At 62.4% G+C, this 24214-nt stretch carries 27 protein-coding genes and 1 tRNA gene; 27 read left to right on the forward strand and 1 reads right to left on the reverse strand.

Annotation, left to right across the window (positions count from 1 at the left end):
- Positions 1-6 precede the first annotated feature (6 nt).
- From nrdR to MJ639_RS02485, 9 genes are all read left to right on the forward strand, one after another.
- The gene (gene nrdR / locus MJ639_RS02445; RefSeq protein ID WP_243368420.1) at positions 7-504 is read left to right on the forward strand and encodes a transcriptional regulator NrdR; all 498 of its coding nucleotides are present in this window, start codon (positions 7-9) and stop codon (positions 502-504) included.
- The gene (ribD, locus tag MJ639_RS02450) at positions 504-1619 is read left to right on the forward strand and encodes a bifunctional diaminohydroxyphosphoribosylaminopyrimidine deaminase/5-amino-6-(5-phosphoribosylamino)uracil reductase RibD (protein ID WP_243368422.1); all 1116 of its coding nucleotides are present in this window, start codon (positions 504-506) and stop codon (positions 1617-1619) included. The genes nrdR and ribD overlap by 1 nt, the downstream gene beginning before the upstream one ends.
- Complete coding sequence (locus tag MJ639_RS02455; protein ID WP_243368424.1) at positions 1619-2254, forward strand: riboflavin synthase; 636 nt, start codon at positions 1619-1621, stop codon at positions 2252-2254. Before ribD ends, MJ639_RS02455 begins: the two co-directional genes overlap by 1 nt.
- Before the next feature lie 170 nt (positions 2255-2424).
- On the forward strand, positions 2425-2913 hold the full coding sequence (gene ribH, locus MJ639_RS02460) for a 6,7-dimethyl-8-ribityllumazine synthase (RefSeq protein WP_243368426.1): 489 nt from the start codon (positions 2425-2427) through the stop codon (positions 2911-2913).
- 5 nt (positions 2914-2918) lie between these two features.
- Positions 2919-3401 carry a transcription antitermination factor NusB gene (nusB, locus tag MJ639_RS02465; protein ID WP_243368428.1) on the forward strand — a complete coding sequence of 161 codons (483 nt, stop codon included), beginning with the start codon at positions 2919-2921 and terminating at the stop codon, positions 3399-3401.
- Positions 3402-3405: 4 nt separating this feature from the next.
- Positions 3406-4395, forward strand: a complete 990-nt coding sequence (thiL, locus tag MJ639_RS02470; RefSeq protein ID WP_243368430.1) for a thiamine-phosphate kinase — start codon at positions 3406-3408, stop codon at positions 4393-4395.
- The gene (locus tag MJ639_RS02475; RefSeq protein ID WP_243368432.1) at positions 4370-5575 is read left to right on the forward strand and encodes an MFS transporter; all 1206 of its coding nucleotides are present in this window, start codon (positions 4370-4372) and stop codon (positions 5573-5575) included. Before thiL ends, MJ639_RS02475 begins: the two co-directional genes overlap by 26 nt.
- A gap of 156 nt (positions 5576-5731) precedes the next feature.
- Entirely contained in the window at positions 5732-7858 is a 2127-nt protein-coding gene (locus tag MJ639_RS02480) for a sodium-translocating pyrophosphatase (protein ID WP_243368434.1), read from the forward strand.
- Positions 7859-7938: 80 nt separating this feature from the next.
- Positions 7939-8712 (forward strand): SAM-dependent methyltransferase, encoded by a 774-nt coding sequence (locus tag MJ639_RS02485; protein WP_243368436.1) that lies wholly within the window; start codon positions 7939-7941, stop codon positions 8710-8712.
- A 74-nt stretch (positions 8713-8786) separates the two neighbouring features.
- On the opposite strand, the gene MJ639_RS02490 is transcribed toward MJ639_RS02485, so the two are convergent.
- Positions 8787-9242 carry an outer membrane protein assembly factor BamE gene (locus tag MJ639_RS02490; protein ID WP_243368438.1) on the reverse strand — a complete coding sequence of 152 codons (456 nt, stop codon included), beginning with the start codon at positions 9240-9242 and terminating at the stop codon, positions 8787-8789.
- Positions 9243-9345: 103 nt separating this feature from the next.
- Here MJ639_RS02490 and MJ639_RS02495 point away from each other — a divergent pair, with 103 nt between their 5' ends.
- From MJ639_RS02495 to MJ639_RS02580, 18 genes are all read left to right on the forward strand, one after another.
- Positions 9346-9891 carry a ubiquinol-cytochrome C chaperone family protein gene (locus tag MJ639_RS02495; protein ID WP_243368440.1) on the forward strand — a complete coding sequence of 182 codons (546 nt, stop codon included), beginning with the start codon at positions 9346-9348 and terminating at the stop codon, positions 9889-9891.
- Complete coding sequence (locus MJ639_RS02500; protein ID WP_243368441.1) at positions 9888-10403, forward strand: YceD family protein; 516 nt, start codon at positions 9888-9890, stop codon at positions 10401-10403. Before MJ639_RS02495 ends, MJ639_RS02500 begins: the two co-directional genes overlap by 4 nt.
- A 159-nt stretch (positions 10404-10562) precedes the next feature.
- Entirely contained in the window at positions 10563-11597 is a 1035-nt protein-coding gene (plsX, locus tag MJ639_RS02505) for a phosphate acyltransferase PlsX (RefSeq protein WP_243368443.1), read from the forward strand.
- On the forward strand, positions 11572-12588 hold the full coding sequence (locus MJ639_RS02510; protein WP_423790741.1) for a beta-ketoacyl-ACP synthase III: 1017 nt from the start codon (positions 11572-11574) through the stop codon (positions 12586-12588). Before plsX ends, MJ639_RS02510 begins: the two co-directional genes overlap by 26 nt.
- Before the next feature lie 135 nt (positions 12589-12723).
- Positions 12724-13035, forward strand: a complete 312-nt coding sequence (locus MJ639_RS02515) for an integration host factor subunit alpha (protein ID WP_243368447.1) — start codon at positions 12724-12726, stop codon at positions 13033-13035.
- 21 nt (positions 13036-13056) lie between these two features.
- Complete coding sequence (locus tag MJ639_RS02520) at positions 13057-13551, forward strand: MerR family transcriptional regulator (protein WP_243369018.1); 495 nt, start codon at positions 13057-13059, stop codon at positions 13549-13551.
- Between the two features lie 160 nt (positions 13552-13711).
- A tRNA-Asp gene (locus MJ639_RS02525) sits at positions 13712-13788 on the forward strand.
- A 174-nt stretch (positions 13789-13962) separates the two neighbouring features.
- Positions 13963-14388 (forward strand): low affinity iron permease family protein, encoded by a 426-nt coding sequence (locus tag MJ639_RS02530; RefSeq protein ID WP_243368448.1) that lies wholly within the window; start codon positions 13963-13965, stop codon positions 14386-14388.
- A 176-nt stretch (positions 14389-14564) separates the two neighbouring features.
- Positions 14565-14930: an NADH-quinone oxidoreductase subunit A gene (locus tag MJ639_RS02535; RefSeq protein WP_243368450.1), complete on the forward strand. Its 366-nt coding sequence runs from the start codon at positions 14565-14567 to the stop codon at positions 14928-14930.
- Complete coding sequence (locus MJ639_RS02540) at positions 14921-15505, forward strand: NuoB/complex I 20 kDa subunit family protein (RefSeq protein WP_243368451.1); 585 nt, start codon at positions 14921-14923, stop codon at positions 15503-15505. The genes MJ639_RS02535 and MJ639_RS02540 overlap by 10 nt, the downstream gene beginning before the upstream one ends.
- A gap of 15 nt (positions 15506-15520) precedes the next feature.
- Positions 15521-16123 (forward strand): NADH-quinone oxidoreductase subunit C, encoded by a 603-nt coding sequence (locus tag MJ639_RS02545; protein ID WP_243368453.1) that lies wholly within the window; start codon positions 15521-15523, stop codon positions 16121-16123.
- A gap of 17 nt (positions 16124-16140) precedes the next feature.
- Complete coding sequence (locus tag MJ639_RS02550) at positions 16141-17331, forward strand: NADH-quinone oxidoreductase subunit D (RefSeq protein ID WP_243368455.1); 1191 nt, start codon at positions 16141-16143, stop codon at positions 17329-17331.
- A gap of 119 nt (positions 17332-17450) precedes the next feature.
- On the forward strand, positions 17451-18503 hold the full coding sequence (gene nuoE / locus MJ639_RS02555) for an NADH-quinone oxidoreductase subunit NuoE (protein ID WP_243368457.1): 1053 nt from the start codon (positions 17451-17453) through the stop codon (positions 18501-18503).
- Positions 18504-18517: 14 nt separating this feature from the next.
- Complete coding sequence (gene nuoF / locus MJ639_RS02560; protein WP_243368459.1) at positions 18518-19819, forward strand: NADH-quinone oxidoreductase subunit NuoF; 1302 nt, start codon at positions 18518-18520, stop codon at positions 19817-19819.
- 7 nt (positions 19820-19826) lie between these two features.
- Positions 19827-21905, forward strand: coding sequence for an NADH-quinone oxidoreductase subunit NuoG (gene nuoG, locus MJ639_RS02565; RefSeq protein ID WP_243368461.1), 2079 nt, complete (start codon positions 19827-19829; stop codon positions 21903-21905).
- Between the two features lie 16 nt (positions 21906-21921).
- Positions 21922-22947: an NADH-quinone oxidoreductase subunit NuoH gene (gene nuoH, locus MJ639_RS02570; protein WP_243368463.1), complete on the forward strand. Its 1026-nt coding sequence runs from the start codon at positions 21922-21924 to the stop codon at positions 22945-22947.
- Between the two features lie 10 nt (positions 22948-22957).
- On the forward strand, positions 22958-23446 hold the full coding sequence (gene nuoI / locus MJ639_RS02575; RefSeq protein WP_243368465.1) for an NADH-quinone oxidoreductase subunit NuoI: 489 nt from the start codon (positions 22958-22960) through the stop codon (positions 23444-23446).
- 142 nt (positions 23447-23588) lie between these two features.
- Positions 23589-24203 (forward strand): NADH-quinone oxidoreductase subunit J, encoded by a 615-nt coding sequence (locus tag MJ639_RS02580; protein WP_243368466.1) that lies wholly within the window; start codon positions 23589-23591, stop codon positions 24201-24203.
- The last annotated feature ends 11 nt before the right edge of the window (positions 24204-24214 follow it).

Here is a 24214-nt window from a genome sequence, read left to right on the forward strand (position 1 = left end):
AAATCGATGCGCTGTCCCTATTGCGGGAGTCTCGACACCCAGGTGAAGGACTCCCGTCCCACGGACGATTCCTCCTCCATCCGCCGCCGCCGCATCTGTCCGGATTGCGGCGGTCGTTTCACGACCTTCGAGCGCGTGCAGTTGCGCGAGCTCACGGTGGTGAAGCGTTCGGGAAGGCGCGTGCCGTTCGACCGTGACAAGCTCCAGCAATCGGTGGACGTGGCTCTGCGCAAACGCTCGGTCGATCCTGAGCGCGTGGAGCGCATGATCAACGGCATCGTGCGCCAGCTCGAAAGCATGGGCGAGGGCGATGTGCCCAGCGAAACCGTAGGCGAGCTCGTCATGGAGGGGCTGAAGGGCCTCGACGACGTGGCCTATGTGCGCTTCGCGTCCGTCTACAAGAATTTCCGCGAGGCCAAGGACTTCGAGGAAATCCTTGAGAAGCTTGCGGAAGAGCCGGAAGAAGCTCCGCGCCTGAAGAAGAAACCCGTGCAGTCCGAGTGATGAGCGACGACCGAATACAGCGGGACGAACGCTTCATGCGCCTTGCCATTGCTCTCGGCGAGCGCAATCTCGGGCTAACCTGGCCAAACCCTTCCGTCGGTTCCGTCATTGTCGACGAGAGCGGGGATGCTCCCGCCATCATCGCGCAAGGGGCTACGCAGCCCGGTGGTCGCCCGCACTCCGAGCGCATCGCGCTGGCCGCGGCGGGAGAGCGCGCGAAGGGTGCAACTCTCTATGTCTCTCTCGAGCCGTGCTCGCATCATGGCAAGACATCGCCCTGCGCTGACGCAGTGGTGGAAGCAGGTATCGCGCGCGTCGTTTCCGCTATCGAAGATCCGGACAAGCGTGTTGCCGGTCTTGGCCATGAGCGCCTGCGCTCTGCGGGCATCGAAGTTGTTGCGGGATGCCTACAGCCTCTCGCTCGTCGCGCTCATCGCGGACACATCACCCGCGTTACGAAGGGGCGTCCTGCTGTGACGGTCAAACTTGCCCGCACCACGGAAGGGTTGGCCGGTTCCCGCCAGGGTCCGCGCCTGATGATTACGGGCGAGATCGCCAATGCCAAAGTGCATCTGATGCGCGCTCATGCGGATGCGATCATGGTCGGTGTCGGCACAGTGTTGGCGGACGATCCGTTGTTGAACGTGCGCCTGCCGGGACTGGAGAACCGTTCGCCGATCCGCATCGTCATCGACACGCATCTGCGTACACCGTTGACCTCGCGCATTGTGACTGGCGCACGTGAGATCCCGACCTGGATCGTCACGAGCGTCGGTGCGTCCGTCGAAGCAGAACATGCGCTCGTCGCGCAGGGTGTCGAAGTTTTGCGCGTTTCTGCAGATGCGGCGGGCCGCGTTTCTTTGGTCGAGGCGCTTCAGCTTCTCGGCACGCGCGGCCTGACGCGCATCTTCTGCGAAGGCGGTCCCGGTCTGGCGGACGCGCTTGCGCAGGCCGATCTTATCGACGAGCTGATCCTCGTGACTGGCCGTTCCGCGCGCGGCCAGGGGGATGTTCCGGCTCTCGGTCTCGCCCTGCAGGATCGCATGGACGAACTCGCTCTTTACGCCGACGAACAGGTCGGCTCCGATCTTTTCATGTTCTGGGAGAAACCCTGATGTTCACGGGTATTGTTACCGATGTCGGCGAGGTCGTCGCTGCGGAGGGCGCACAGGGGACCCTGAAGCGCCTGCGCATCAGTGCATCCTACGATCCCGCGACGATTGCGCTCGGCGCATCCATCGCCTGCGGCGGAGCCTGCCTCACGGTGGTGGCTCTCGGGCCGCGCGAGGGCGGCTGCTGGTTCGATGTGGATGCGGCGGCCGAAACATTGGAACGCACCACGGTCGGTGACTGGAAGGCGGGCACGAAGATCAACCTGGAACGCTCGCTCAAGATCGGCGACGAACTCGGCGGTCATATCGTCACCGGTCATGTGGATGGTTTGGCGACCATCGTGAAGGTGGAGGCGATTACGGCGGGTGACAATCCATGGGGTCCCACCGCGCGCTTCACCATCAAGGCTCCGTCCAATCTGGCGGGCTTCATTGCGGAAAAGGGCTCCGTCTGCCTCGACGGCACGTCGCTGACCGTGAACACGGTGGATGGCGACCTTTTCACCGTGCTCATCATTCCTCACACCCTTGCCGTCACCACCTGGGGCGAACGCAAGGAGGGCGACAAGCTGAATATCGAGGTCGATCTCATGGCCCGCTACGCCGCGCGCCTTGCGGATGCCCGCCGGGCGGGGTAGGGGAACGGCCAACATTTCCGGATCCACTACGCAGCCCTCATCCTGAGGAGGCCGTTAGGCCGTCTCGAAGGACGAGGGCGTTTCCAGAGTTCTCTGGACCCTCCTTCGAGACGCCGCTACGCGGCTCCTCAGGATGAGGGGTGACGCTGACAAAGGTTTTGAGAAGCTCCATGGTCTCCCATTCCGCCAAGCCGCAAGGTTCCCGCCCGCCCGTCCCCGGTGCCCGCATCCTCGTCGTCGAGGCGCGGTTCTACGACGATATCGCCGACGAGTTGCTGCGCGGCACGCAAGGCGCGGTCGAGGCCGCCCAGGCCACCATGGACGTCCTGACTCTCGACGGCGCCCTCGAAATCCCGGCGACCGTGGCGATTGCCCTCGATGCCGCCGCCAAGGCCGGCAAGCCTTATGACGCCGTCGTGGCGCTGGGCTGCGTGATCCGCGGCGAGACGGGGCATTACGACATCGTGGCCGGCGAGAGCGCCCGTGCCCTCATGGACCTGTCAGTCGCCCGCAAGATCCCGCTCGCCAACGGTATCCTGACCGTGGAGAATGAGCAGCAGGCCTGGACCCGGGCGAACGTGAGTGAATTGAATAAGGGCGGGGGTGCGGTGGAAGCGGCGCTCGCCGTTCTTCGCATCAAGAACAAGCTGGAGGCCTGATCGTCATGGCAAAGCCTGCAGAGCGTTCCGCCGCTCGTCTCGCCGCCGTCCAGGCCCTTTATCAGATGGATGTGTCCGGCAAGAGCGTCGTCGATGCCCTGGCCGAGTTCGAGGCCTTCTGGATCGGCCGCGAGGTCGAGGGCATCGAGTTCAAGCCGTCCGACATCGAGTTCTTCCGCAATGTGATCTCCGGGGTGGTGCAGAACCAGCGCGCCATCGACGTGAAGATCGACAAGGCACTTTCCGAAGGCTGGCCCCTGCGCCGCGTCGAGGCGGTGCTGCGCGCCATTCTCCGCGCTGGCGGCTATGAGCTGATGTTCCGCAAGGACGTGCCGGCTCGTGTCGCCATCACCGAATATGTCGACGTGACCCATGGCTTCTATGGCGAGGACGAACCCGGTCTCGTGAACGCCGTTCTCGACACGCTCGCCCGCGACGTTCGCCCCGGTGAGCTGGAGAAGAAGGCGGCCGGGCAGGCGAAGCAATAAGCCCATGACATCCCGGGCGCGACCCAATGAAGACGGGCTCATCGCCCGTTTCTTCGCGCCTATCGCGGGCGAGGGCGCTCTTGGTCTGAAGGACGACGCCGCCTGCTTTGCCCCCAAGCAGGGGCATGATCTCGTGCTCACCACGGATGCACTGGTCGAGACGGTTCATTTCCTACCCGAGGATTCACCTGCTTCCATCGCCCGCAAGGCGCTCGGCGTGAATGTGTCGGATCTTGCCGCCAAAGGCGCTGATCCGTCCGGTTTCCTATTGAGCCTCGCGCTTCCTGAAACATGGACCGAGGAATGGCTTGCCGAGTTCGCTGCCGGTCTAGGCGAAGCCGCACGCGATTTTTCCTGCCCGCTGCTTGGTGGTGATACCGTGAAGGCAAGGGGAGCACTCACTCTCTCGGTCACTGCTATCGGTGAAGTGCCTACGGGGCGCATGGTTCGACGTACAAGCGCGCAAGAGGGCGACATCATCTGCGTCACCGGCACCATCGGCGATGCCGCCTTGGGCTTGAGGCTCCGTAAAGCTCCTGCTTGGGCCGACCATCTTTCAACGGATGAGAGAGCTCATCTTGCTGACCGCTACCTGCATCCGCAGCCCCGTCATCGCTTGGCGCGCGTTCTGCGAGACCATGCCAATGCCGCCATGGATGTTTCCGATGGCCTTGCAGGCGATCTCGCTAAGATGATGCGGGTGAGTGGCGTATCGGCGTTGATCGACGGCGAGGCAATCCCTTTCTCCGCAGCCTTGCGAAAAGCCATCTCGGTAGGGCCGGCGCTCTACGATCTCGCCGTGACCGGCGGGGACGATTACGAAATTCTCTGCACTGTGGCACAGAAGAGCCTCGACAGCTTCATGAAAGAGGCAGATAGCGTCGGCATTGCGGTGTCCGCCATAGGCCAGGTCGTTCAAGGGCATGAGAGCCCGGTCTTTCGGATGCAGAATTCTGAAAGACGTTACGATGCAGGTTCATTCTCCCACTTCTGATGCTCTCGCCAAGCGCAATGCGCTCGTGCTCGCTTGCGCCCAGGCGCTTGGCGGATCGAGCCCGGCCATCGTGGTTTCCCTCGGTGGCCTCGTGGGGCAGAGCCTCGCGGAGAATAAGGAGCTCGCGACGCTTCCCGTCAGCTTGCTCAATCTCGGTCTGGCGCTCGGCACCATTCCTGCCGCGATGCTCATGCGAAAGGCAGGACGGCGCGTCGGCTACATCGTCGGTGCCGGAATTGGTCTTGGGGGCGGCTGCCTTGCTGCATTCGGCATCGCCTCTTTCAGCTTCGTGCTGTTCTGCATCGGCACCCTCATCATCGGCATGTATGGCTCATTCAACCAGAGCTACCGGTTCGCCGCGACCGATGCCGCGTCCGAGAGCTTCAAGCCGCGCGCGATTGCCTGGGTGATGACCGGCGGTCTCGTTGCGGGTGTCATCGGGCCGCAAACGGTGATCTGGCTGCGGGACGCGGTGCAGGCCGCGCCGTTCTCGGGCGCCTTCCTGGGACAGGCAACACTTGCTCTCCTGTCGATGGTGGTTGTCTCTTTCCTCCGGCCCGTTCCGGTCAGTGCCACTGCTTCCGGTAAGACCGGCGGCAGGCCTTTGAGCGAGATCGTGCGCCAGCCCAAGTTCATTGTCGCTGTCGTGGCTGGTCTCGTTTCCTATGCTCTCATGAGCTTCCTCATGACCGCAGCTCCCATCGCGATGGTAGGCTGCGGACTGCCCATCGAAACCGCGGCGCTCGGCATCCAATGGCATATCCTGGCCATGTTCGGCCCTAGTTTCTTCACGGGACGCCTGATCGGCCGCTTTGGCAAGGAACGGGTTACGGCCACAGGACTACTGCTGATTGCCATCTCGGCGGCCATCGGCTTGTCCGGGATCCAAGTCGCTCATTTCTGGGCCGGACTTATCCTTCTCGGCATCGGCTGGAACTTCGGTTTCATCGGCGCGACCGCCATGGTCACCGACTGCTATCGTCCCGAGGAACGCACGAAAGTCCAGGCTGCCAATGACTTCCTGGTCTTCGGCTCGGTCGCGGCAGCGTCCTTCTCGTCGGGCAAGCTTTTGAACGCCGGCGGGTGGGATACGGTGAATTGGATGGTCTTCCCGCCGGTCGTTGTCGCTCTAATTCTGCTGCTCTGGCAGCATAGGGCACGCGCAACGATACCAGCATAAAGTCTAAAGAGGCTCCTGTGAGTTGGGAGCCAAGTATTGTTGCGGAGTGCCTCCTTTTTTGCCACCAAATATAAACTTCTCTGGGGGTGGAGGCCGTTCAAGGCCAAAATTCAGGCTTTGAGCATCGGCTTTCTGCTTTCCCATAACAAGGATGGCATGATGGCACTCACCCTCATTATCTTGGGCGGGCTTCTCTCGATTGCGTATGGCCTCTGGGCCGTCAGCGATGTGATGAAGCGGGACGCCGGTTCTCAGCGCATGCAGGAAATTGCAGGCGCGGTCGCTGAAGGCGCGAAAGCCTATCTCCGCAGGCAATATACGACGATCGGCATCGTGGGCGTGGTCCTCTTTGTCATCATTGCCTATCTGCTCGGCATTCGCGTGGCCATCGGCTTTGCCATCGGCGCGATCCTTTCGGGCGCTGCCGGCTTCATCGGCATGAACGTGTCCGTCCGCGCCAATGTCCGCACGGCCCAAGCAGCCACGCAGTCTCTCGGCGGCGGTCTCGATGTGGCTTTCAAGGCAGGCGCCGTCACCGGCATGCTGGTGGCAGGCCTCGCGCTTCTGGGTGTGGCTCTCTATTACGGCTATCTCACCCGCATCGGCGGCCTCAATCCGGCCGACCGCGTGGTGATCGACAGCCTCGTGGCTCTCGGCTTCGGCGCTTCGCTGATCTCGATCTTCGCCCGTCTCGGCGGCGGCATCTTCACTAAGGGTGCAGACGTCGGCGGCGATCTCGTGGGCAAGGTGGAAGCCGGTATTCCCGAGGACGATCCGCGCAATCCCGCGACCATCGCAGACAACGTGGGCGATAACGTGGGCGACTGCGCCGGCATGGCGGCTGACCTGTTCGAGACCTATGCGGTGACCGTGGTCGCCACAATGGTTCTCGCGGCGATCTTCTTCGCAGGGCAGGGCATCCTCGACTCGATGCTCATGTATCCGCTCGCTATCGGCGCGGCCTGCATCGTCACTTCGATCATCGGCACCTTCTTCGTGAAGCTCGGTCAGAACGAATCCATCATGGGCGCGCTCTACAAGGGCCTGATCGTAACCGGCATCCTCTCCGCCGTCGCAATCGGTCTCGTGACCTGGCAGATGATCGGCTTCGGTCCAATCGCAGGGGCCGAGTTCACAGGGCAGGATCTGTTCTGGTGCTCGATCATCGGTCTTGCCGTCACGGCGTTCATCGTCGTGATCACCGAATACTACACCGGTGTCGGCTTCCGCCCCGTTCGCTCCATTGCCCAATCGTCGGTGACGGGACATGGCACTAACGTGATCCAGGGTCTCGCGGTCTCGCTGGAATCAACGGCGCTGCCGACCATCGTGATCATCGCAGGCATCATCGTCGCCTACACGCTCGCAGGTCTCTTCGGCATTGCGATTGCGGTGACGGCGATGCTGGCTCTTGCGGGCATGATCGTGGCGCTCGATGCGTTCGGTCCGGTAACCGACAACGCGGGCGGTATCGCCGAAATGGCGGGCCTGCCGAAAGAAGTGCGCAAGTCCACGGACGCTCTCGATGCGGTGGGCAACACCACAAAGGCGGTCACGAAGGGCTATGCCATCGGCTCCGCAGGTCTCGGTGCGCTTGTGCTCTTCGCGGCCTATACGTCGGATCTCAACTACTTCACGAAGAACGCAGCGCAGTACCCGTACTTCCAGGGCGTGGCGCCGGACTTCTCGCTCACCAATCCTTACGTGGTGGTCGGTCTGCTGTTCGGCGGTCTCATTCCGTTCCTGTTCGGCGGCATCGCCATGACAGCGGTGGGCCGCGCGGCAGGCGCTGTGGTGGAGGAAGTACGTCGTCAGTTCCGCGAGAAGCCGGGCATCATGCAGGGAACCGAGCGTCCCGATTACGGCCGTGCGGTGGACATGCTCACCCGTGCCGCGATCAAGGAGATGGTCATCCCCTCGCTTCTGCCGGTGCTGGCTCCGATCGTGACCTACTTCGTGATCCTGTGGGTTGCGGGCAAGTCGCAGGCCTTCTCTGCCGTAGGTGCGATGCTGCTCGGCGTGATCGTGACGGGCCTCTTCGTCGCCATCTCCATGACCTCCGGTGGCGGCGCCTGGGACAACGCGAAGAAGTCCTTCGAGGATGGCTTCACGGATTCTTCCGGCACCACCCATCACAAGGGTTCGGATGCCCACAAGGCTTCCGTGACGGGCGATACCGTCGGCGATCCCTACAAGGACACAGCAGGCCCTGCCGTGAACCCTGCGATCAAGATCACCAACATCATCGCCCTGATGCTGCTTGCAATCCTGGCTCATTCCTAACATCTTCAGAGCCAGAACAACGTTTCAACCTCGCAGCCCCAAGCTGCGAGGTTTTCTTTTGTCCATGCAGGAAGACAGCCGTGATCTATACCGACCCTTTCGGGCCTGAAGCTCTCGCCTCCATTACGGCTCGTGAGCAGCGCACTGTCATTGGGCACGCATCGATTGATCTGATGTCGCCCATGTCGGGTCAGACACTCGATGAGCTCGTTGCTACCATTCCGACCGGAGCCCGAATGCTCGATATGGGATGCGGAAAGGCGGCTCTCGCTCGCCATCTCCTGAAAAAGGATCCTGTTGCCTCTGCCGTTTGTATCGAACGTAATCCCGTCCTTGCCGCTCAGGGCGAAGCGCTTGCCAGAAAGAATGGCGTCGCGGACCGCCTGCAGATGATCGTCGCAGACGGGCGCGAATGGAAAGCTTCCGAGACGTTCGATGCCATCGCGCTGCTGGGCGCCACGCATGCCATCGGCTCACTCCAGGAAGTTCTGGCTTATGGCGCGACGCATCTGAAAGCTGGGGGCGTCGTGCTTCTCGGCGAGGGTGTCTGGGCCGAGCGCCCCCATGCCGATTACCTGGCCTTCCTCGGCGCGGAAGAGGATGAACTCATGAGCCGCGAGGCGTTGGCGGAGACAGTGCGAAAGGCTGGGTTCCGTATTCGCTACGAACATCTGAGCAGCGTCGCGGAATGGGAGGCTTATGAGACCCCTTACTTCCAGCAGCTGCGGAATTATGCGGATGCCTGCGGCCAACACCCCTTTGCCGAAGAGGCGAGTGCCTTCGAGGCCATGCAGATCAAGCACGGACGCAAGTGCATGGGCTTTATGGTGATGGCCGTGGCCAAAAGTCCTTGAGGCACAATCCAGCGCCTTCAAGCAAAAAGGCCGGGCTATGCGCCCGGCCTTTTCGGTTCTGACGATGAATTCGTTTAGCTGCTGAACGGGTTGAAGCTGTTCGTGCCCTTGAGGATCTGACCGAGGAAGCTCGTCTCCTCACCGCCGGACGGGGTCTTGCGGGAGATGAAGTCGAACACCTGGCCGTCCTGGATGCCGTAGATGGCCACGCGCTCGACGCGCAGGTTCTTGTCGAAATAGACGGCCGTCACGCGCTGATCGACCACGGTTTCGCCCATGAACTGGATCGTGCGGCGGGAGCGCTGGCTGATGTAGTACCAATTGCGGTTGCCCACGGTGGACACGGTGGAGGGCGTGCCCAGGGTCTGCAGCACCTGCTCGGCGCCCATGCCCTTCTTCACCTGGGCGACGGCGTTCTCGTCCAACTGGTATCCGCGAGCAAATTCCTCGCCCATGGTGCAGGCGGCGACAGAGGTTGCCAGGAAAGTCGCGGTCGCAAGGCGTACCAAAAGGGTATGATATCGACGCATCGTACGGTTCTTCCAGGAATGCGGCGCGGATGAGCTTGCGCCTATGGATCGTGATGGCGTAACCCGTGGTTTCGATTTTGACAAGCTTTGAAGGGAAAAGGCTGTGATCTTCAGTCTCTTCCGCAAGGATCCCCGGCGCGTGGCGATCGCGGGTCTCTATGCGAGAATCGCCGATGCCTCCCGCAATCCCGGCCTTTATGCTGGCCTCGGCATCCCGGATACCCTGGAAGGGCGGTTCGAGTCCCTGTCTCTCCACATGGTTCTGTCCCTGAGGGCCCTGCGGGAGCTTCCGGCTCCGGCGGACGACGTGGCCAAGGACCTGACCGACGCCTTCTTCCGCGATATGGACGCCTCCTTACGGGAGATGGGCGTGGGGGACACGGTGGTGCCCAAGCGTATGAAGAAGGTGGCCGCGTCCTTTTACGGGCGTGCTCATGCTTATGATCCTGCCCTTAACGCTGCCGATGAGGCCGCACTGGCCGAGGCCTTGGGCCGCAATGCCCTGGGAGCCGATGCACCTGCCATTGCGCTTGCGCGTTATGCCCTTGCTGCGGACAAAGGTCTCAAAGCCGTCACGCTTGATATGTTACTCGAATCCGGGCCCGTTTTTCCGGCGCCCGAGGCCTTTGCAGAGGAGGGAAACCGATGACCCCTGAAACCGTAGGTCCCCTGTCACGCCTCGTGGACGTCATGAACATCCCGCCGCGCGGGCAGGAGGTTCGCGTGGACACGAATGCCGAGGAGCGCGCCGCGCTGGCCAAGGATTTCGGTATTCCCGGCATTCAGGCTCTGTCCGGCGAGTACAAGCTGACGAGCACCGCCAAGGGTATCCATGTCGCGGGCGTGGTGAAGGCCTCCATTACCCAAGTGTGCGTCGTCACCCTCGATTCGTTCGATTCCGACATCGAGGAGGAGGTCGAGGTGGATTTCGCCGAGCCCTCCGGCATGCCGGCCGAGCCTCCGACGGACATCAACGAATACGAGCCTCCGGACGAGATCATCAATGGCCAGATCGACCTGGGCGCGCTCACCGCCGAGTTCCTGGCGCTCGGCCTCGATCCTTATCCCCGCAAGCCGGGAGTGGACTTCGATTACAGCGATGCCAAGGACGCCAAGGATTCTCCCTTTGCCGCACTGGGCAAGCTGAAGACTGACAAATAGGATCGAGCTTCTCAAGGCGGTGCCTTGGAAAATAACGGCTTCTGAGCCCTGTTCGCTTCCATAGCCCGCTGCGAGGCGGGCTACAGAATTCGGTTGCGATACACCCGTAAAACGGTATTTTCCGCCCCCTGTTCAAAGCCGAAGAAAGAAAAAACGGTTATGTCGAAGCCAGTGCGTATTTCGCTCGATGCGATGGGGGGGGACCATGGCCCGTCGATCGTCATCCCGGGTGCTGCCCTGGCCCTGGAGCGCCATCCCGATATCCGCTTTCTCATGTTCGGCAACGAGGCGGTGATCGCACCCCTGTTGAATGCGCATCCCAAGCTGAAGGCCGCGACCGAGCTTCGCCATTCGGAGATCGCCATCGCCATGGACGAGAAGCCGAGCCAGGCGATCCGCATGGGCCGGGGCAAATCCTCCATGTGGAAGGCGGTTCAGGCCGTCCGTGACGGGGAGGCCGATGCCTGCGTTTCCGCCGGCAATACCGGCGCCCTCATGGCAACCGCCAAGGTCTGCCTGAAGACCATGGCGCATATCGAGCGCCCGGCCATCGCCTGCATGTGGCCGACCCTGCGCGGCGAGAGCATCGTGCTCGACGTGGGCGCGACCATCGGCGCCGATGCGGGACACTTGGTCGATATGGCCATCATGGGCGCTGCCATGGCGCGCATCGTCTTTGACCTAGAGAAGCCCACGGTGGGCCTGCTCAATGTGGGGACCGAGGAAATCAAGGGGATCGAGGCGGTGAAGGAAGCCGGTCGCATCCTCAAGGAAATGGATGCTTCCTACCTGACCTATCACGGCTTCGTGGAAGGCGACGATCTGGGCAAGGGAACCGTCGATGTGGTGGTGACCGAGGGCTTTACGGGCAATATCGCGCTCAAGACCGCCGAGGGCACCGCCAAGCAGATCGGCCAATACCTGCGCTCCGCCATGAGCCGCACGCTGATGGCCAAGATCGGCTACCTGTTCGCTAAACAGGCTTTTAACGCTCTCAAGGACAAGATGGACCCGCGCAAGGTCAATGGTGGTGTCTTCCTGGGCCTCGAGGGCGTGGTGGTGAAGAGCCATGGCGGCACTGACGATCTGGGTTTCGCCAGCGCCATCGACGTGGCCTACGACATGGCGCATTTTGAATTGATGAACACAATCCGGAGCATGCTGGAGCATGATCCGGTCGGGCATTCGGCCTGAGGAAAGCAATATCTTGAAACGCACCCGTTCCATCGTACGCGGCGTCGGGTCCTACCTGCCGAAGCGCAAGCTGACCAACCAGGAGCTCGAAAAGCTCGTGGACACCACGCACGACTGGATCGTGCAGCGGACCGGCATCGAGCAGCGCTACATCGCCGATGACAGCGAGACGACCTCGGTTCTCGGCATCAAGGCGGCGGAGGCGGCGCTTGCCGATGCGGGCCTGACCGCGCAGGACATCGACCTCATCGTCTGCGCCACCTCGACGCCGGATCACACGTTCCCGTCCACCGCGACGATGATCCAGAACGGGCTCGGAATCAGCCACGGCGCGGCCTTCGACCTGCAGGCGGTCTGTACCGGCTTCGTCTATGCCGTCGCTACCGCCGACAAGTTTCTCCAATCCGGTTCGCATAAGCGGGCCCTTGTGATCGGCGCCGAGACCTTCTCGCGTATCCTCGACTGGAACGACCGCACCACCTGCGTGCTCTTCGGCGACGGTGCCGGCGCGCTGGTTCTCGAAGCCCAGGAAGGCGAGGGCACCTCTGCCGACCGGGGCGTTCTGACCTCGCAGTTGCGTTCCGATGGCCGGTATCGCGACAAGCTGTATGTGGATGGCGGCCCTGGCTCGACGAAGACCACCGGCGTCCTGAAGATGGAAGGCAAGGAAGTCTTCAAGTTCGCCGTCGGCATGGTCACAGACGTAGTGAAGGACGCCTTCACGGCCAGCGGCACGACGCCCGAGGAATTGAAGTGGTTCGTGCCGCATCAGGCCAACAAGCGGATCATTACGGCTAGCGCCGACAAGCTCGGCATCGCGCCCGAGAAGGTGGTGATCACCGTCGACAGGCATGGCAACACCTCGGCCGCTTCGATCCCTCTCGCCCTCGACGTCGCCCGCAAGGACGGACGCATCAAGGCCGGCGACCTCGTCATGATCGAGGCCATCGGCGGTGGGTTCACTTGGGGTAGTGCGCTCATCCGTTGGTAGGAATATAGACCATTTGGTCTATATGGCTACGGGTTGACGACAACTCTAAGGTTGACCATACGGGACCATCTGCATAGCGTTCTAAAGCATTCTAAACGCTTGAAAGACCAAAGAACTCATTCGCTGGGGAGCTCAATGGCTGGCAAAACTGTGACGAGAGCGGACCTGAGCGAGGCCGTCTACCAGAAGGTGGGCCTCTCACGGACCGAATCGGCCGAATTGGTCGAGCGCGTCCTCGGCGAGATCTGCGACAGCCTAGCTGCCGGCGAGACCGTGAAGCTCTCGTCCTTCGGCTCTTTCGTGGTACGCAGCAAAGGCGAGCGCGTGGGCCGCAACCCCAAGACCGGCGTCGAAGTGCCCATCGACCCGCGCCGGGTCATGGTGTTCAAGCCGTCGAACGTGCTGAAGGCCTATATCAACGGTGAGATCATCGAGCGCGAGGACTAAGACCCGATGACCGGCGCCGCGATGGACAAGAGCCCCGACGCGTTCCGGACCATCAGCGAGGTGGCCGAGGAGCTCGATCTGCCGCAGCACGTGCTGCGCTTCTGGGAAACCCGCTTCTCCCACATCAAGCCACTCAAGCGCGGCGGCGGCCGGCGCTATTACCGTCCCGACGATGTCGATCTCCTCAAAGGCATCCGTCATTTTCTTTATGGCGAGGGCTACACGATCAAGGGCGTGCAGCGCATCCTCAAGGAGGAGGGCATCCGCTTCGTCCAGGCCATCGGCCGGGGCGAGGAAAGTGTTGGTGCCCCGCGTGCCGAGCCCAAGGGTGCCTTTATCGAACCGGATGAAGAGCCTCTGGCCCCCGAAATGGCCGATACGCTGATCGTTCCATCCGAATCTCTCTTGTCGGACGACGCCTTGAGCAAGCTTCAGTCTGCCTTGGATGAGTTGGTCGAATGCGATCGTGTTCTGCGATCCCTCAAGGTGCCGTCCGAGGCGGCCGTATCCGATTAAAGCTCCTCATTCGAAGCCCGCTTTCCTTTCAGATTGGAAAGAAGATGGCCGGGCCTGCAGGTTTTGCGCTTCTCGTCAAAAATGGATGCAGGGACCGCTTGACAGGGGGCAGGGCGGCCCTTAAACCGCACCCCACGCACCGCTTCGGCGGTTGCCATGCGCGGGCGTAGCTCAGTCGGTTAGAGTGCCGGCCTGTCACGCCGGAGGTCGCGGGTTCGAGCCCCGTCGCCCGCGCCACTTTTCTTCCCGTGACAACTCCATCGAAGAACATGCTCTGAGCTGAAGCTCCATGGACAGCCTTTCTGTATCTGCAACCCTGCCCATGGGCCAAAGCGTGGCACTTTTTGGGGTTTTGAGCATTTTCCCAGAGTTTCCGGCCGCTCCGTGCAGGATGAAGGCAAGGGCGCAGCGATGGTGTCAAAGCTCTTTACCGGCTTTTCCAATTGGGTAGCGCAGGCTTCCGGCCGCCCGATGACCTTTGCCTTGAGCCTCATTGTCATCCTGGTCTGGGCCCTGACAGGGCCGATTTTCGCATATTCCGATACGTGGCAGCTCGTGGTGAATACCGGCACCACCATCGTCACTTTTCTGATGGTTTTCCTGATCCAGAACACCCAGAACCGGGACGGGGCCGCGATTCAGGCCAAGCTCGACGAGTTGATCCGGGCCAGCGCCGCCCAGAATGTCTTCATTGGCATCGAACACCTGACCCAGGAAGAGCTTGACGAGATTCGGGCTCATTGCGAGGCGCGGGCCAAGGCCGAGACTGCCGCAAATCTGGCGGAGGAGAAGGCCAATCGCAAGGCGGCCCATGCCGCGGAGAAGGCCACATCTTAGTTTGGAATGGTTCTTTTTACGGCACCTCAAACCCTTGTCAGAAGAGGGGAACTCGGTTAAGCCAACCCCCGCAAACCGCCGTTTGTCGCAGGGCCTGTCTTTGGGCAGATTTGTGGCTTAAATGCGTGGCATGTCGCCGGCCTCTCCGGCCGCGCTCCGTTCCTTCTGGGTGTCGTATGACGAATCTCCTCGCCGACTACCTGCCTCTCGTGATCTTCATCGGCGTGTCGCTCCTGATCGGGGTGGCGCTGCTCGTGGCGCCTTTCATCGTCGCCTACAGCAAGCCCGATACGGAAAAGCTGTCCGCTTACGAGTGCGGGTTCAATGCCTTTGACGATGCACGCATGAAATTCGACGTGCGGTTCTATCTGGTCGCCATTCTTTTCATCATCTTCGACCTCGAGGTCGCCTTCCTGTTCCCCTGGGCCATCGTGTTCGGGAATCTCGGCTGGTTCGGCTTCATCTCGATGATGATCTTCCTCGGCGTCCTGACCGTCGGCTTCGTCTACGAGTGGAAGAAGGGAGCCCTGGAATGGGATTGATCTCCGATAACCAATCCACCCTGGTGGCTCCCGCCCCGCGCGGCATCATCGATCCCAATACCGGCAAGCCGGTGGGCTCGACTGATCCCTATTTCGTCTCCATCAACGAAGAACTGTCCGACAAGGGCTTCCTCGTGACCTCGACCGAGGACCTCATCAACTGGGCGCGCACCGGCTCGCTCATGTGGATGACCTTCGGCCTGGCCTGCTGCGCCGTCGAGATGATGCAGATGTCCATGCCGCGTTACGACGTGGAGCGCTTCGGTTTCGCGCCTCGCGCCTCGCCGCGCCAGTCGGACGTGATGATCGTCGCCGGCACGCTGACCAATAAGATGGCCCCCGCGCTCCGCAAGGTCTACGACCAGATGCCGGAGCCGCGCTACGTCATCTCCATGGGCTCCTGCGCCAATGGCGGCGGCTATTATCACTATTCCTATTCGGTGGTTCGTGGCTGCGACCGCATCGTGCCGGTCGACATCTACGTGCCTGGCTGCCCCCCGACCGCGGAGGCGCTCCTGTACGGCGTGCTGCTTCTTCAGAAGAAGATCCGTCGCACCGGTACCATCGAGCGCTGAGCAAAGGTCTGATAGATGAGTGCTGAGCTCCAAGCCCTGAGCGATCACATCGCCTCGTCCCTCGGCGGGGTGATCGAGGATCGCGCTATTGCCTATGACGAGCTGACGATCATTGTCCGCGCCGAGGAAATCGTGCGCGTGGTGTCGTTCCTGCGGGACGATCCGCAATGCCGCTTCGTCTGCTTCATCGATATCTGCGGCGCGGATTATCCCGCCCGCGAGAAGCGTTTCGACGTGGTCTACCACTTCCTGGCGCCTCACCTGAACCGCCGCATCCGCGTGAAGGTTCAGACGGACGAGGTGACCCCGGTTCCCTCGCTCATCGGCCTCTTCCCGGCGGCGAACTGGTTCGAGCGCGAAACCTACGATATGTACGGGGTGCTCTTCTCCGGTCACCCGGATCTGCGCCGCCTGCTGACGGATTACGGTTTCGAAGGCCATCCGCTTCGCAAGGACTTCCCGCTGACCGGCTATGTCGAGGTTCGCTACGACGATGGCCAGGGCCGCGTGGTCTATGAGCCGGTGAAGCTCAACCAGGAATTCCGCAACTTCGACTTCCTCTCTCCCTGGGAAGGCACTGATTACGTGCTGCCCGGTGACGAGAAGGCCAAGGCATAAGGCGGAAAGGGCGACCCATGGGCGAGCATAATATCCGCAATTTCACGATCAACTTCGGTCCTCAGCACCCGGCTGCGCACGGCGTGCTCCGCCTCGTGCTGGAGCTCGACGGTGAGATCGTCGAGCGCGTCGATCCGCATATCGGCCTGCTTCACCGCGGCACCGAAAAGCTGATCGAATACAAGACCTACGTTCAGGCCAATCCGTATTTCGACCGGCTCGATTACGTTGCGCCGATGAACCAGGAGCATGCGTACTGCCTCGCGGTCGAGAAGCTGCTGGGCATTGCGGTTCCGCGCCGCGCGCAGCTGATCCGCGTGCTGTTCTCGGAAATCGGCCGTTTGCTTTCGCACCTTCTCAACGTGACCACGCAGGCCATGGACGTTGGCGCGCTCACGCCGCCTCTCTGGGGCTTCGAGGAGCGCGAGAAGCTGATGATCTTCTACGAGCGCATCTCCGGCTCGCGCATGCACGCCAACTACTTCCGGCCGGGCGGCGTGAACATGGACATCCAGCCCGAGCTGATCGACGACATCGAGGCTTTCTGCGATCCGTTCCTGAAGGTGCTCGATGATCTCGACACGCTCGTCATGGGCAGCCGAATTTTCAAGCAGCGCAACGTCGATATCGGCGTGCTCACGCTGGACGATTGCTGGAAATGGGGCTTCTCCGGCGTCATCGTCCGCAGCTGCGGCGTTGCCTGGGACCTGCGCAAGTCGCAGCCCTATGAGTGCTACGAGGAGATGGAATTCGACATTCCGGTCGGCCTCAACGGTGACAATTATGACCGTCAGGTCATCCGTATGGAAGAGATGCGCCAGTCGGTGCGCATCATGCGCCAGTGCCTCGACAAGCTGCGCGCGCCGGACGGGCAGGGACCTGTCAACACGCTCGACGGCAAGATTGCACCGCCGTCGCGCAAGGACATGAAGCGCTCCATGGAAGCGCTGATCCACCACTTCAAGCTCTACACGGAAGGCTTCCACGTCCCTGCGGGCGAGGTCTATGCCGCCGTCGAGGCTCCGAAGGGCGAGTTCGGCGTGTACCTGGTCTCGGACGGCACCAACAAGCCGTATCGCTGCCACGTCCGCGCTCCGGGCTTTGCGCATTTGCAGGGCATGGATTTCATGTGCCGAGGCCACATGCTGGCCGACGTCGCAGGCATTCTCGGTTCCATCGACATCGTGTTCGGTGAAGTGGACCGGTAAGGAATAATCCGGACTCGCTTTCGGGTCCGGCGTCGCGCTCTGAAAAGCGTGATGGAAGAAGTTCAAGTCGTGAGTGGCCGGGCTCTGCCCGGCCATGACGATGAGGAGAAGAGAGTCAAATGGCCGTTCGTAAGCTCGCGCCTGAAGAATTGCAGCCCGAGAGCTTCGCGTTCTCGTCCGAAACGGAAGCTTTTGCTGAGCAGCAGATCGCCAAATATCCGCCCGGCCGACAGGCCTCGGCGGTGATCCCGCTTTTGTGGAAGGCGCAAGAGCAGGCCGGCGGCTGGCTGCCGCGCAAGGCTATCGAAGCGGTGGCCGCGCGGCTCGACATGCCGATCATCCGCGTGATGGAAGTGGCGACCTTCTACACGATGTTCAACCTGGAACCGGTTGGAAAATATTTCATCCAGTTCTGCGGCACCACGCCTTGCGTGCTGCGCGGCGCAGGCGACATCAAGAAGGTTCTGGAAAAGCGCATCGGCGAGCAGAACCATGTGACTGCCGACGGCAAGTTCTCCTGGCTCGAAGTTGAATGCCTGGGCGCTTGCTGCAACGCGCCAATGGTGCAGATCAACGACGACTATTATGAGGACCTGACCAGCGAGAACTTCGAGAAGCTTCTCGACGATCTCGCCGCAGGTCGCCCGGTGAAGACCGGCTCGCAGATCGGCCGCAACCGCTCCGAGCCGCATGATGCTGTGAAGACCCTGCAGGACCCGTCGCTCTACGACGGCTCGCAGATCGGCGCATGGCGCAAGCGCTTCGAGGAGCAGGCCCAGCCTGCCGCCACGGGCGAGGCTGCCGCTGCCACGGCGACCGTCCCGGAAGCTGCGAAGGCTGCAAAGCCTGCCGCCGGACGCGCCATCGAAAGCGACGCTGCCGATACCCCGGCCAAGCGCGCCAAAGAGGGCGAGGCTCCGGTGAACCCGACCGACCAAAAGGAAGCTGGCGACGCGTCCCGCGCGACGAAGGTCGAGGCTCGCACGGAAGACGCGGCCAAGCCCGCTCCGCAGAGCGGCAAGTCCTATGTGGCATCGCCGGGCAAGGACGCGGTTCCGACAAGCCCCACGACGCCCAATGCCGGTACGCCTCCGGCTGAAGCCGAGACGCGCCGCGACGGCAGCGAGAGCAAGCCGGGCGTGACCGTCGACAAAGACAACAAGACGTCCTGAGGGGGTGACTTAAGATGCTTCACGATAGAGATCGCATTTTCACCAACCTCTACGGCTTCCATTCGCCGGATCTCGAAGCCGCGAAGATGCGTGGCGCTTGGGACGGAACCAAGTTCCTCCTCGAGAAGGGCCGCGACTGGGTCATCGACGAGATGAAGGCTTCCGGCCTTCGCGGTCGTGGCGGCGCGGGCTTCCCGACGGGCCTGAAATGGTCCTTCATGCCCAAGCAGTCGGATGGCCGCCCGCATTACCTCGTCGTCAATGCCGACGAGTCCGAGCCGGGTACCTGTAAGGACCGTGAGATCATGCGGAACGATCCGCATCTTCTCATCGAAGGCTGCCTCATCGCTTCCTTCGCCATGGGCGCGCATGCGGCCTATATCTACATTCGTGGCGAGTATATCGGCGAGAAGCACGCTCTCCAGCGCGCGGTGGACGAGGCTTATGCCGCCGGTCTCATCGGCAAGAACAACATCCACGGCTATCCCTTCGACCTCTATGTCCACCACGGCGCAGGCGCTTACATCTGCGGCGAGGAGACGGCGCTCCTCGAGAGCCTCGAGGGCAAGAAGGGCATGCCCCGCATGAAGCCCCCGTTCCCGGCGAATATGGGCCTCTATGGCTGCCCGACTACCGTGAACAACGTGGAGTCGATTGCTGTTGCAGGCACGATCCTACGTCGCGGCGCATCCTGGTTCTCCGGCATCGGCCGCCCGAACAACGTGGGCACCAAGCTGTTCTGCGTGTCGGGCCACGTGAACAAGCCCTGCAATGTGGAAGAGGCCATGGGCCTGACCTTCCGCGAGCTGATCGACACCCATTGCGGCGGCATTCGCGGCGGCTGGGACAACCTGCTCGCCGTGATCCCCGGCGGTTCGTCCGTGCCTTGCGTTCCTGCCGATCAGATCATCGATGCTCCGATGGATTTCGACACCCTGCGCAACCTGCGCTCGGGTCTCGGCACCGCTGCCGTGATCGTCATGGACAAGTCCACAGACATCGTTCGCGCCATCGCCCGCATCTCGTATTTCTACAAGCACGAGAGCTGCGGCCAATGCACGCCGTGCCGCGAGGGTACCGGCTGGATGTGGCGCGTGCTCAACCGCATGGCCGAGGGCCGCGCCCAGAAGCGCGAAATCGACATGCTGCTCGAAGTCTCGACCCAGATCGAAGGCCATACCATCTGCGCGCTCGGCGACGCGGCGGCTTGGCCGGTCCAGGGTCTGATCCGCCACTTCCGTCATGAGATCGAGAAGCGGATCGACGACTACGCGGCGAACCCGCATTCAGAATCCGTCATGATCGCGGCGGAGTGAGATAGAGATGGCTAAAATCATCGTTGATGGCGTCGAGGTCGACGTCCCCGCCGAATACACGCTGCTCCAGGCCGCCGAGGCCGCGGGCGCGGAAGTTCCGCGTTTCTGCTACCACGAGCGCCTGTCGATTGCCGGCAATTGCCGCATGTGCCTCGTCGAGGTGAAGGGCGCGCCGAAGCCGGTCGCGTCCTGCGCCTGGGGCGTGCGCGATTGCCGTCCGGGCCCGAATGGCGAGCCGCCGGAAATCTCCACCAAGTCGCCGACCGTGAAGAAGGCGCGCGAAGGTGTGATGGAGTTCCTGCTCATCAATCATCCGCTCGATTGCCCGATCTGCGACCAGGGCGGCCAGTGCGACCTGCAGGACCAGGCCATGGCCTACGGCGTCGACACCAGCCGCTACCATGAGAACAAGCGCGCGGTGACCGACAAGTATCTTGGCCCGTTGGTCAAGACCTCCATGAACCGCTGCATCCACTGCACCCGCTGCGTGCGCTTCACCGCCGAGGTGGCAGGCGTGCCGGACATGGGCGCGATCTGGCGCGGCGAGGACATGGAGATCACGAGCTATCTCGAGAAGGCTCTCGGCTCCGAGCTCCAGGCCAATATCGCGGATCTCTGCCCGGTGGGTGCGCTCACCCATAAGCCTGAGGCTTTCCACTTCCGCCCGTGGGAACTCACCAAGACCGATTCCGTCGATGTGATGGATGCGGTCGGCTCCTCGATCCGCGTGGATTCCCGTGGCCGTGAGGTCATGCGTATCCTGCCGCGTGTGAACGAGTCTGTGAACGAGGAATGGATCACCGACAAGACGCGCCAGATCGTCGACGGCCTACGCTTGCAGCGTCTCGATCGCCCGTTCGTGCGTGAAAACGGTCGCCTGCGTCCCGCTTCCTGGCAGGAGGCTTTCGCCACCATCGCCGCCAAGGTGAAGGGCACGGACGCAAAGAAGATCGGCGCCATCGTCGGCGATCTTGCAGCGGTCGAAGAGATGTTCGCCTTGAAGCTCCTCATGCAGAGCCTCGACGTGACGAATGTGGACGCCCGCCAGGACGGCACGGTGCTGTCGCCGGCTTACGGTCGCGGCTCCTATCTGTTCAATACCACCATTCCCGGCATCGAGGATGCGGACGCGATCCTGATCGTGGGCTCCAACCCGCGCTTCGAGGCCTCGCTCGTCAACGTGCGCATCCGCAAGCGCTGGCGCGTGGCTCCTCCGCCGATCGCCCTCATCGGCGAGAACGTGGATCTGACCTATCCCTGCGAATACCTCGGCGCTGGCGCTGACACGCTCGCCGAGCTGGCCTCGGGCCGCCACAGCTTCCTCGAGAAGCTGAAGGGCGCCGAGCGTCCGCTGATCATCGTGGGGCATGGCGCTCTCGCCCGTCCGGATGGTCTCGCGATCCTCTCCGCCGTCGCCAAGCTCGCGCGCGACGTGAATGCGGTGAAGGATGGCTGGAACGGCTTCTCGATTCTGCACACGGCAGCCTCGCGCGTCGGCGCGCTCGATCTCGGCCTCGTGCCGGGCGAGGGTGGCCTGACTGCACAGCAGATGGCTTCGGGCGGCGTCGAGGTTCTGTTCAACCTCGGTGCGGACGAGATCGACATCGCTCCCGGCGCCTTCGTGATCTACCAGGGCACCCACGGTGATCGTGGCGCTCACCGCGCCGACGTGATCCTGCCGGCTGCCACTTACACGGAAAAGTCCGGCACCTACGTGAACACGGAAGGCCGGGTGCAGATGGCCAACCGTGCGGCCTTCGCGCCGGGCGAGGCCCGTGAGGATTGGGCGATCCTGCGCGCGTTGTCCGAGGTGCTCGGCCATCGCCTGCCGTTCGACTCGCTCAATGCGCTGCGTGCCAAGCTCTATGCGGCTCATCCGCATTTCGCGGCCATCGACACGGTTCAGCCTGCCGATGGCGCTTCCGCCATCCAGGCGCTTGCCGGCATCGGCGGCACACCGGGCCGCGACGCCTTCGTGAGCCCTGTGAAGGACTTCTACCTGACGAACCCGATCGCCCGCGCCTCCGGCGTCATGGCCGAGTGCTCCGCGCTCGCCCGTGAGCTGAAGCTCGAAGCGGCCGAGTAAGAGAGGAGAGAGAACCATGGAATTGGGAGATATTCTCCTCGCTGTCGCGATCATGCTGGGCAAGAGCCTGCTCATGCTCGTCGCGCTTCTCGTCTTCATCGCCTACGCGCTCTATGCCGACCGCAAGGTGTGGGCTGCGGTTCAGCTGCGTCGCGGCCCGAACGTGGTCGGGCCCTGGGGCCTGCTGCAATCCTTCGCGGATCTGCTGAAGTTCGTGCTGAAGGAGCCGATCATTCCGGCGCCCGCCAATAAGGGCATGTTCCTTTTGGCACCGCTGGTGATGTGCACGCTCTCGCTGGCCGCCTGGGCGGTTATTCCGCTCAACGCGGGCTGGGCGATTGCCGACATCAATGTGGGCATTCTCTACATCTTCGCGATCTCGTCGCTCGGCGTTTACGGCGTTCTCATGGGCGGCTGGGCGTCGAACTCGAAGTACCCGTTCCTGGGCGCGCTTCGTTCGGCGGCGCAGATGGTGTCCTACGAAGTCTCCATCGGCTTCGTCATCGTCACCGTGCTCATGTGCGCCGGCACCCTGAATCTCTCGAAGATCGTCGAAGCGCAGAACTCGAGCCTCGGCATGCTCGGCTGGTACTGGCTGCCGCTGTTCCCGATGTTCGTGGTGTTCTTCATCTCGGCCATGGCCGAGACGAACCGCCCGCCCTTCGACCTTCCGGAAGCTGAATCGGAGCTCGTCGCCGGCTACATGGTGGAATATTCCTCCACCCCGTACCTGCTGTTCATGCTCGGCGAATACGTGGCCATCATGACCATGTGCGCGCTCGGCACGATCCTGTTCCTCGGCGGCTGGCTGTCCCCGATCCCGTTCGCGCCCTTCACCTGGGTACCCGGCGTGATCTGGTTCGTGCTGAAGGCGAGCTTCCTCTTCTTCCTCATCGCCATGGTGAAGGCCCTGGTGCCGCGCTACCGCTACGATCAGCTCATGCGCCTGGGCTGGAAGGTGTTCCTTCCGCTGTCGCTCGCCATGGTGGTCATCGTGGCAGGCGTGCTGATGGCGACCGGCAACGCGCCGGGCATGCGCTAAGGAGATCGACATGAAGATCGGTCAGTTCTTCAACTCCCTTCTGCTCAGGGAATTCGTGGTCGGCTTCGCGCTCACCATGAAGTACTTCTTCAAGCCGAAGGCCACGCTCAACTATCCGTTCGAGATGGGCCATCGCGGTCCTCGCTTCCGTGGTGAGCACGCGCTTCGCCGCTATCCCAACGGGGAAGAGCGCTGCATCGCCTGCAAGCTCTGCGAGGCCATCTGCCCAGCTCAGGCCATCACCATCGAGGCCGGTCCGCGCCGCAACGACGGTACCCGCCGCACGACGCGCTACGACATCGACATGGTGAAGTGCATCTATTGCGGCATGTGCCAGGAGGCATGCCCGGTGGACGCCATCGTGGAAGGCCCGAACCTGGAGTTCTCCGTGGAGACCCGCGAGGAGCTCTATTACGACAAGGCCAAGCTGCTCGAAAATGGAGAGCGCTGGGAGCGTGAAATCGCGCGCAATATCGCGAAGACCGCGCCTTACCGCTGATCACCGCTTCCTGCCCGGCAAGGGCAGGGGGCAAGCATGTCCGGCGGGTTGTTCCCTCCGGGTTCGGAATTTATAGACAGGCCACCGGATTCGCCGGGGTCACGTCGGAAGGGGCCGCTCTTGGGGCGGCTTGTGTTTGAGCATGACGGTTACCGCCGCCTTCTTCTATCTGTTCGCGACGATCACGATCGCGTCCGGCTTCATGGTCATCGCCTCGCGCAATCCCGTGCAGTCGGTGCTGTTCCTCATCCTGGCCTTCGTCAACGCGGCGGGCCTGTTCCTGATGATGGGAGCCGAGTTCCTGGCGATGATCCTGGTCATCGTCTATGTGGGCGCGGTCGCGGTGCTGTTCCTCTTCGTCGTCATGATGCTCGACGTGGACTTCGCGGCGCTACGCCAGGGCTTCCTGCAATACCTGCCCATCGGCGGCTTGATCGGCCTCATCCTGCTGATCGAGCTGATCTTCGTGGTCAGCGCCTATGTGATAGATCCGGGCCTCGTCCGCTCGCCTGCGGTTCCGATCCCGGCCGCCGATGTGATGACGAATACCGAGGCGCTCGGCCACGTGCTCTACACCCGCTACTTCTACTTCTTCCAGGCAGCCGGCCTGATCCTGCTGGTCGCCATGATCGGCGCCATCGTGCTGACCCTGCGCGAGCGCGTCGGTGTGCGCCGCCAGGATATCTCGAAGCAGAACGCCCGCACGCAGGAAACCGCCGTCGAGCTGCGGAAGGTTCCCTCCCGCCAGGGCATTTAAGGAGACACGCG

Origin of the sequence: Microvirga solisilvae (assembly GCF_022808595.1) — a bacterium.
Classification (GTDB): Bacteria; Pseudomonadota; Alphaproteobacteria; order Rhizobiales; family Beijerinckiaceae; genus Microvirga; species Microvirga solisilvae.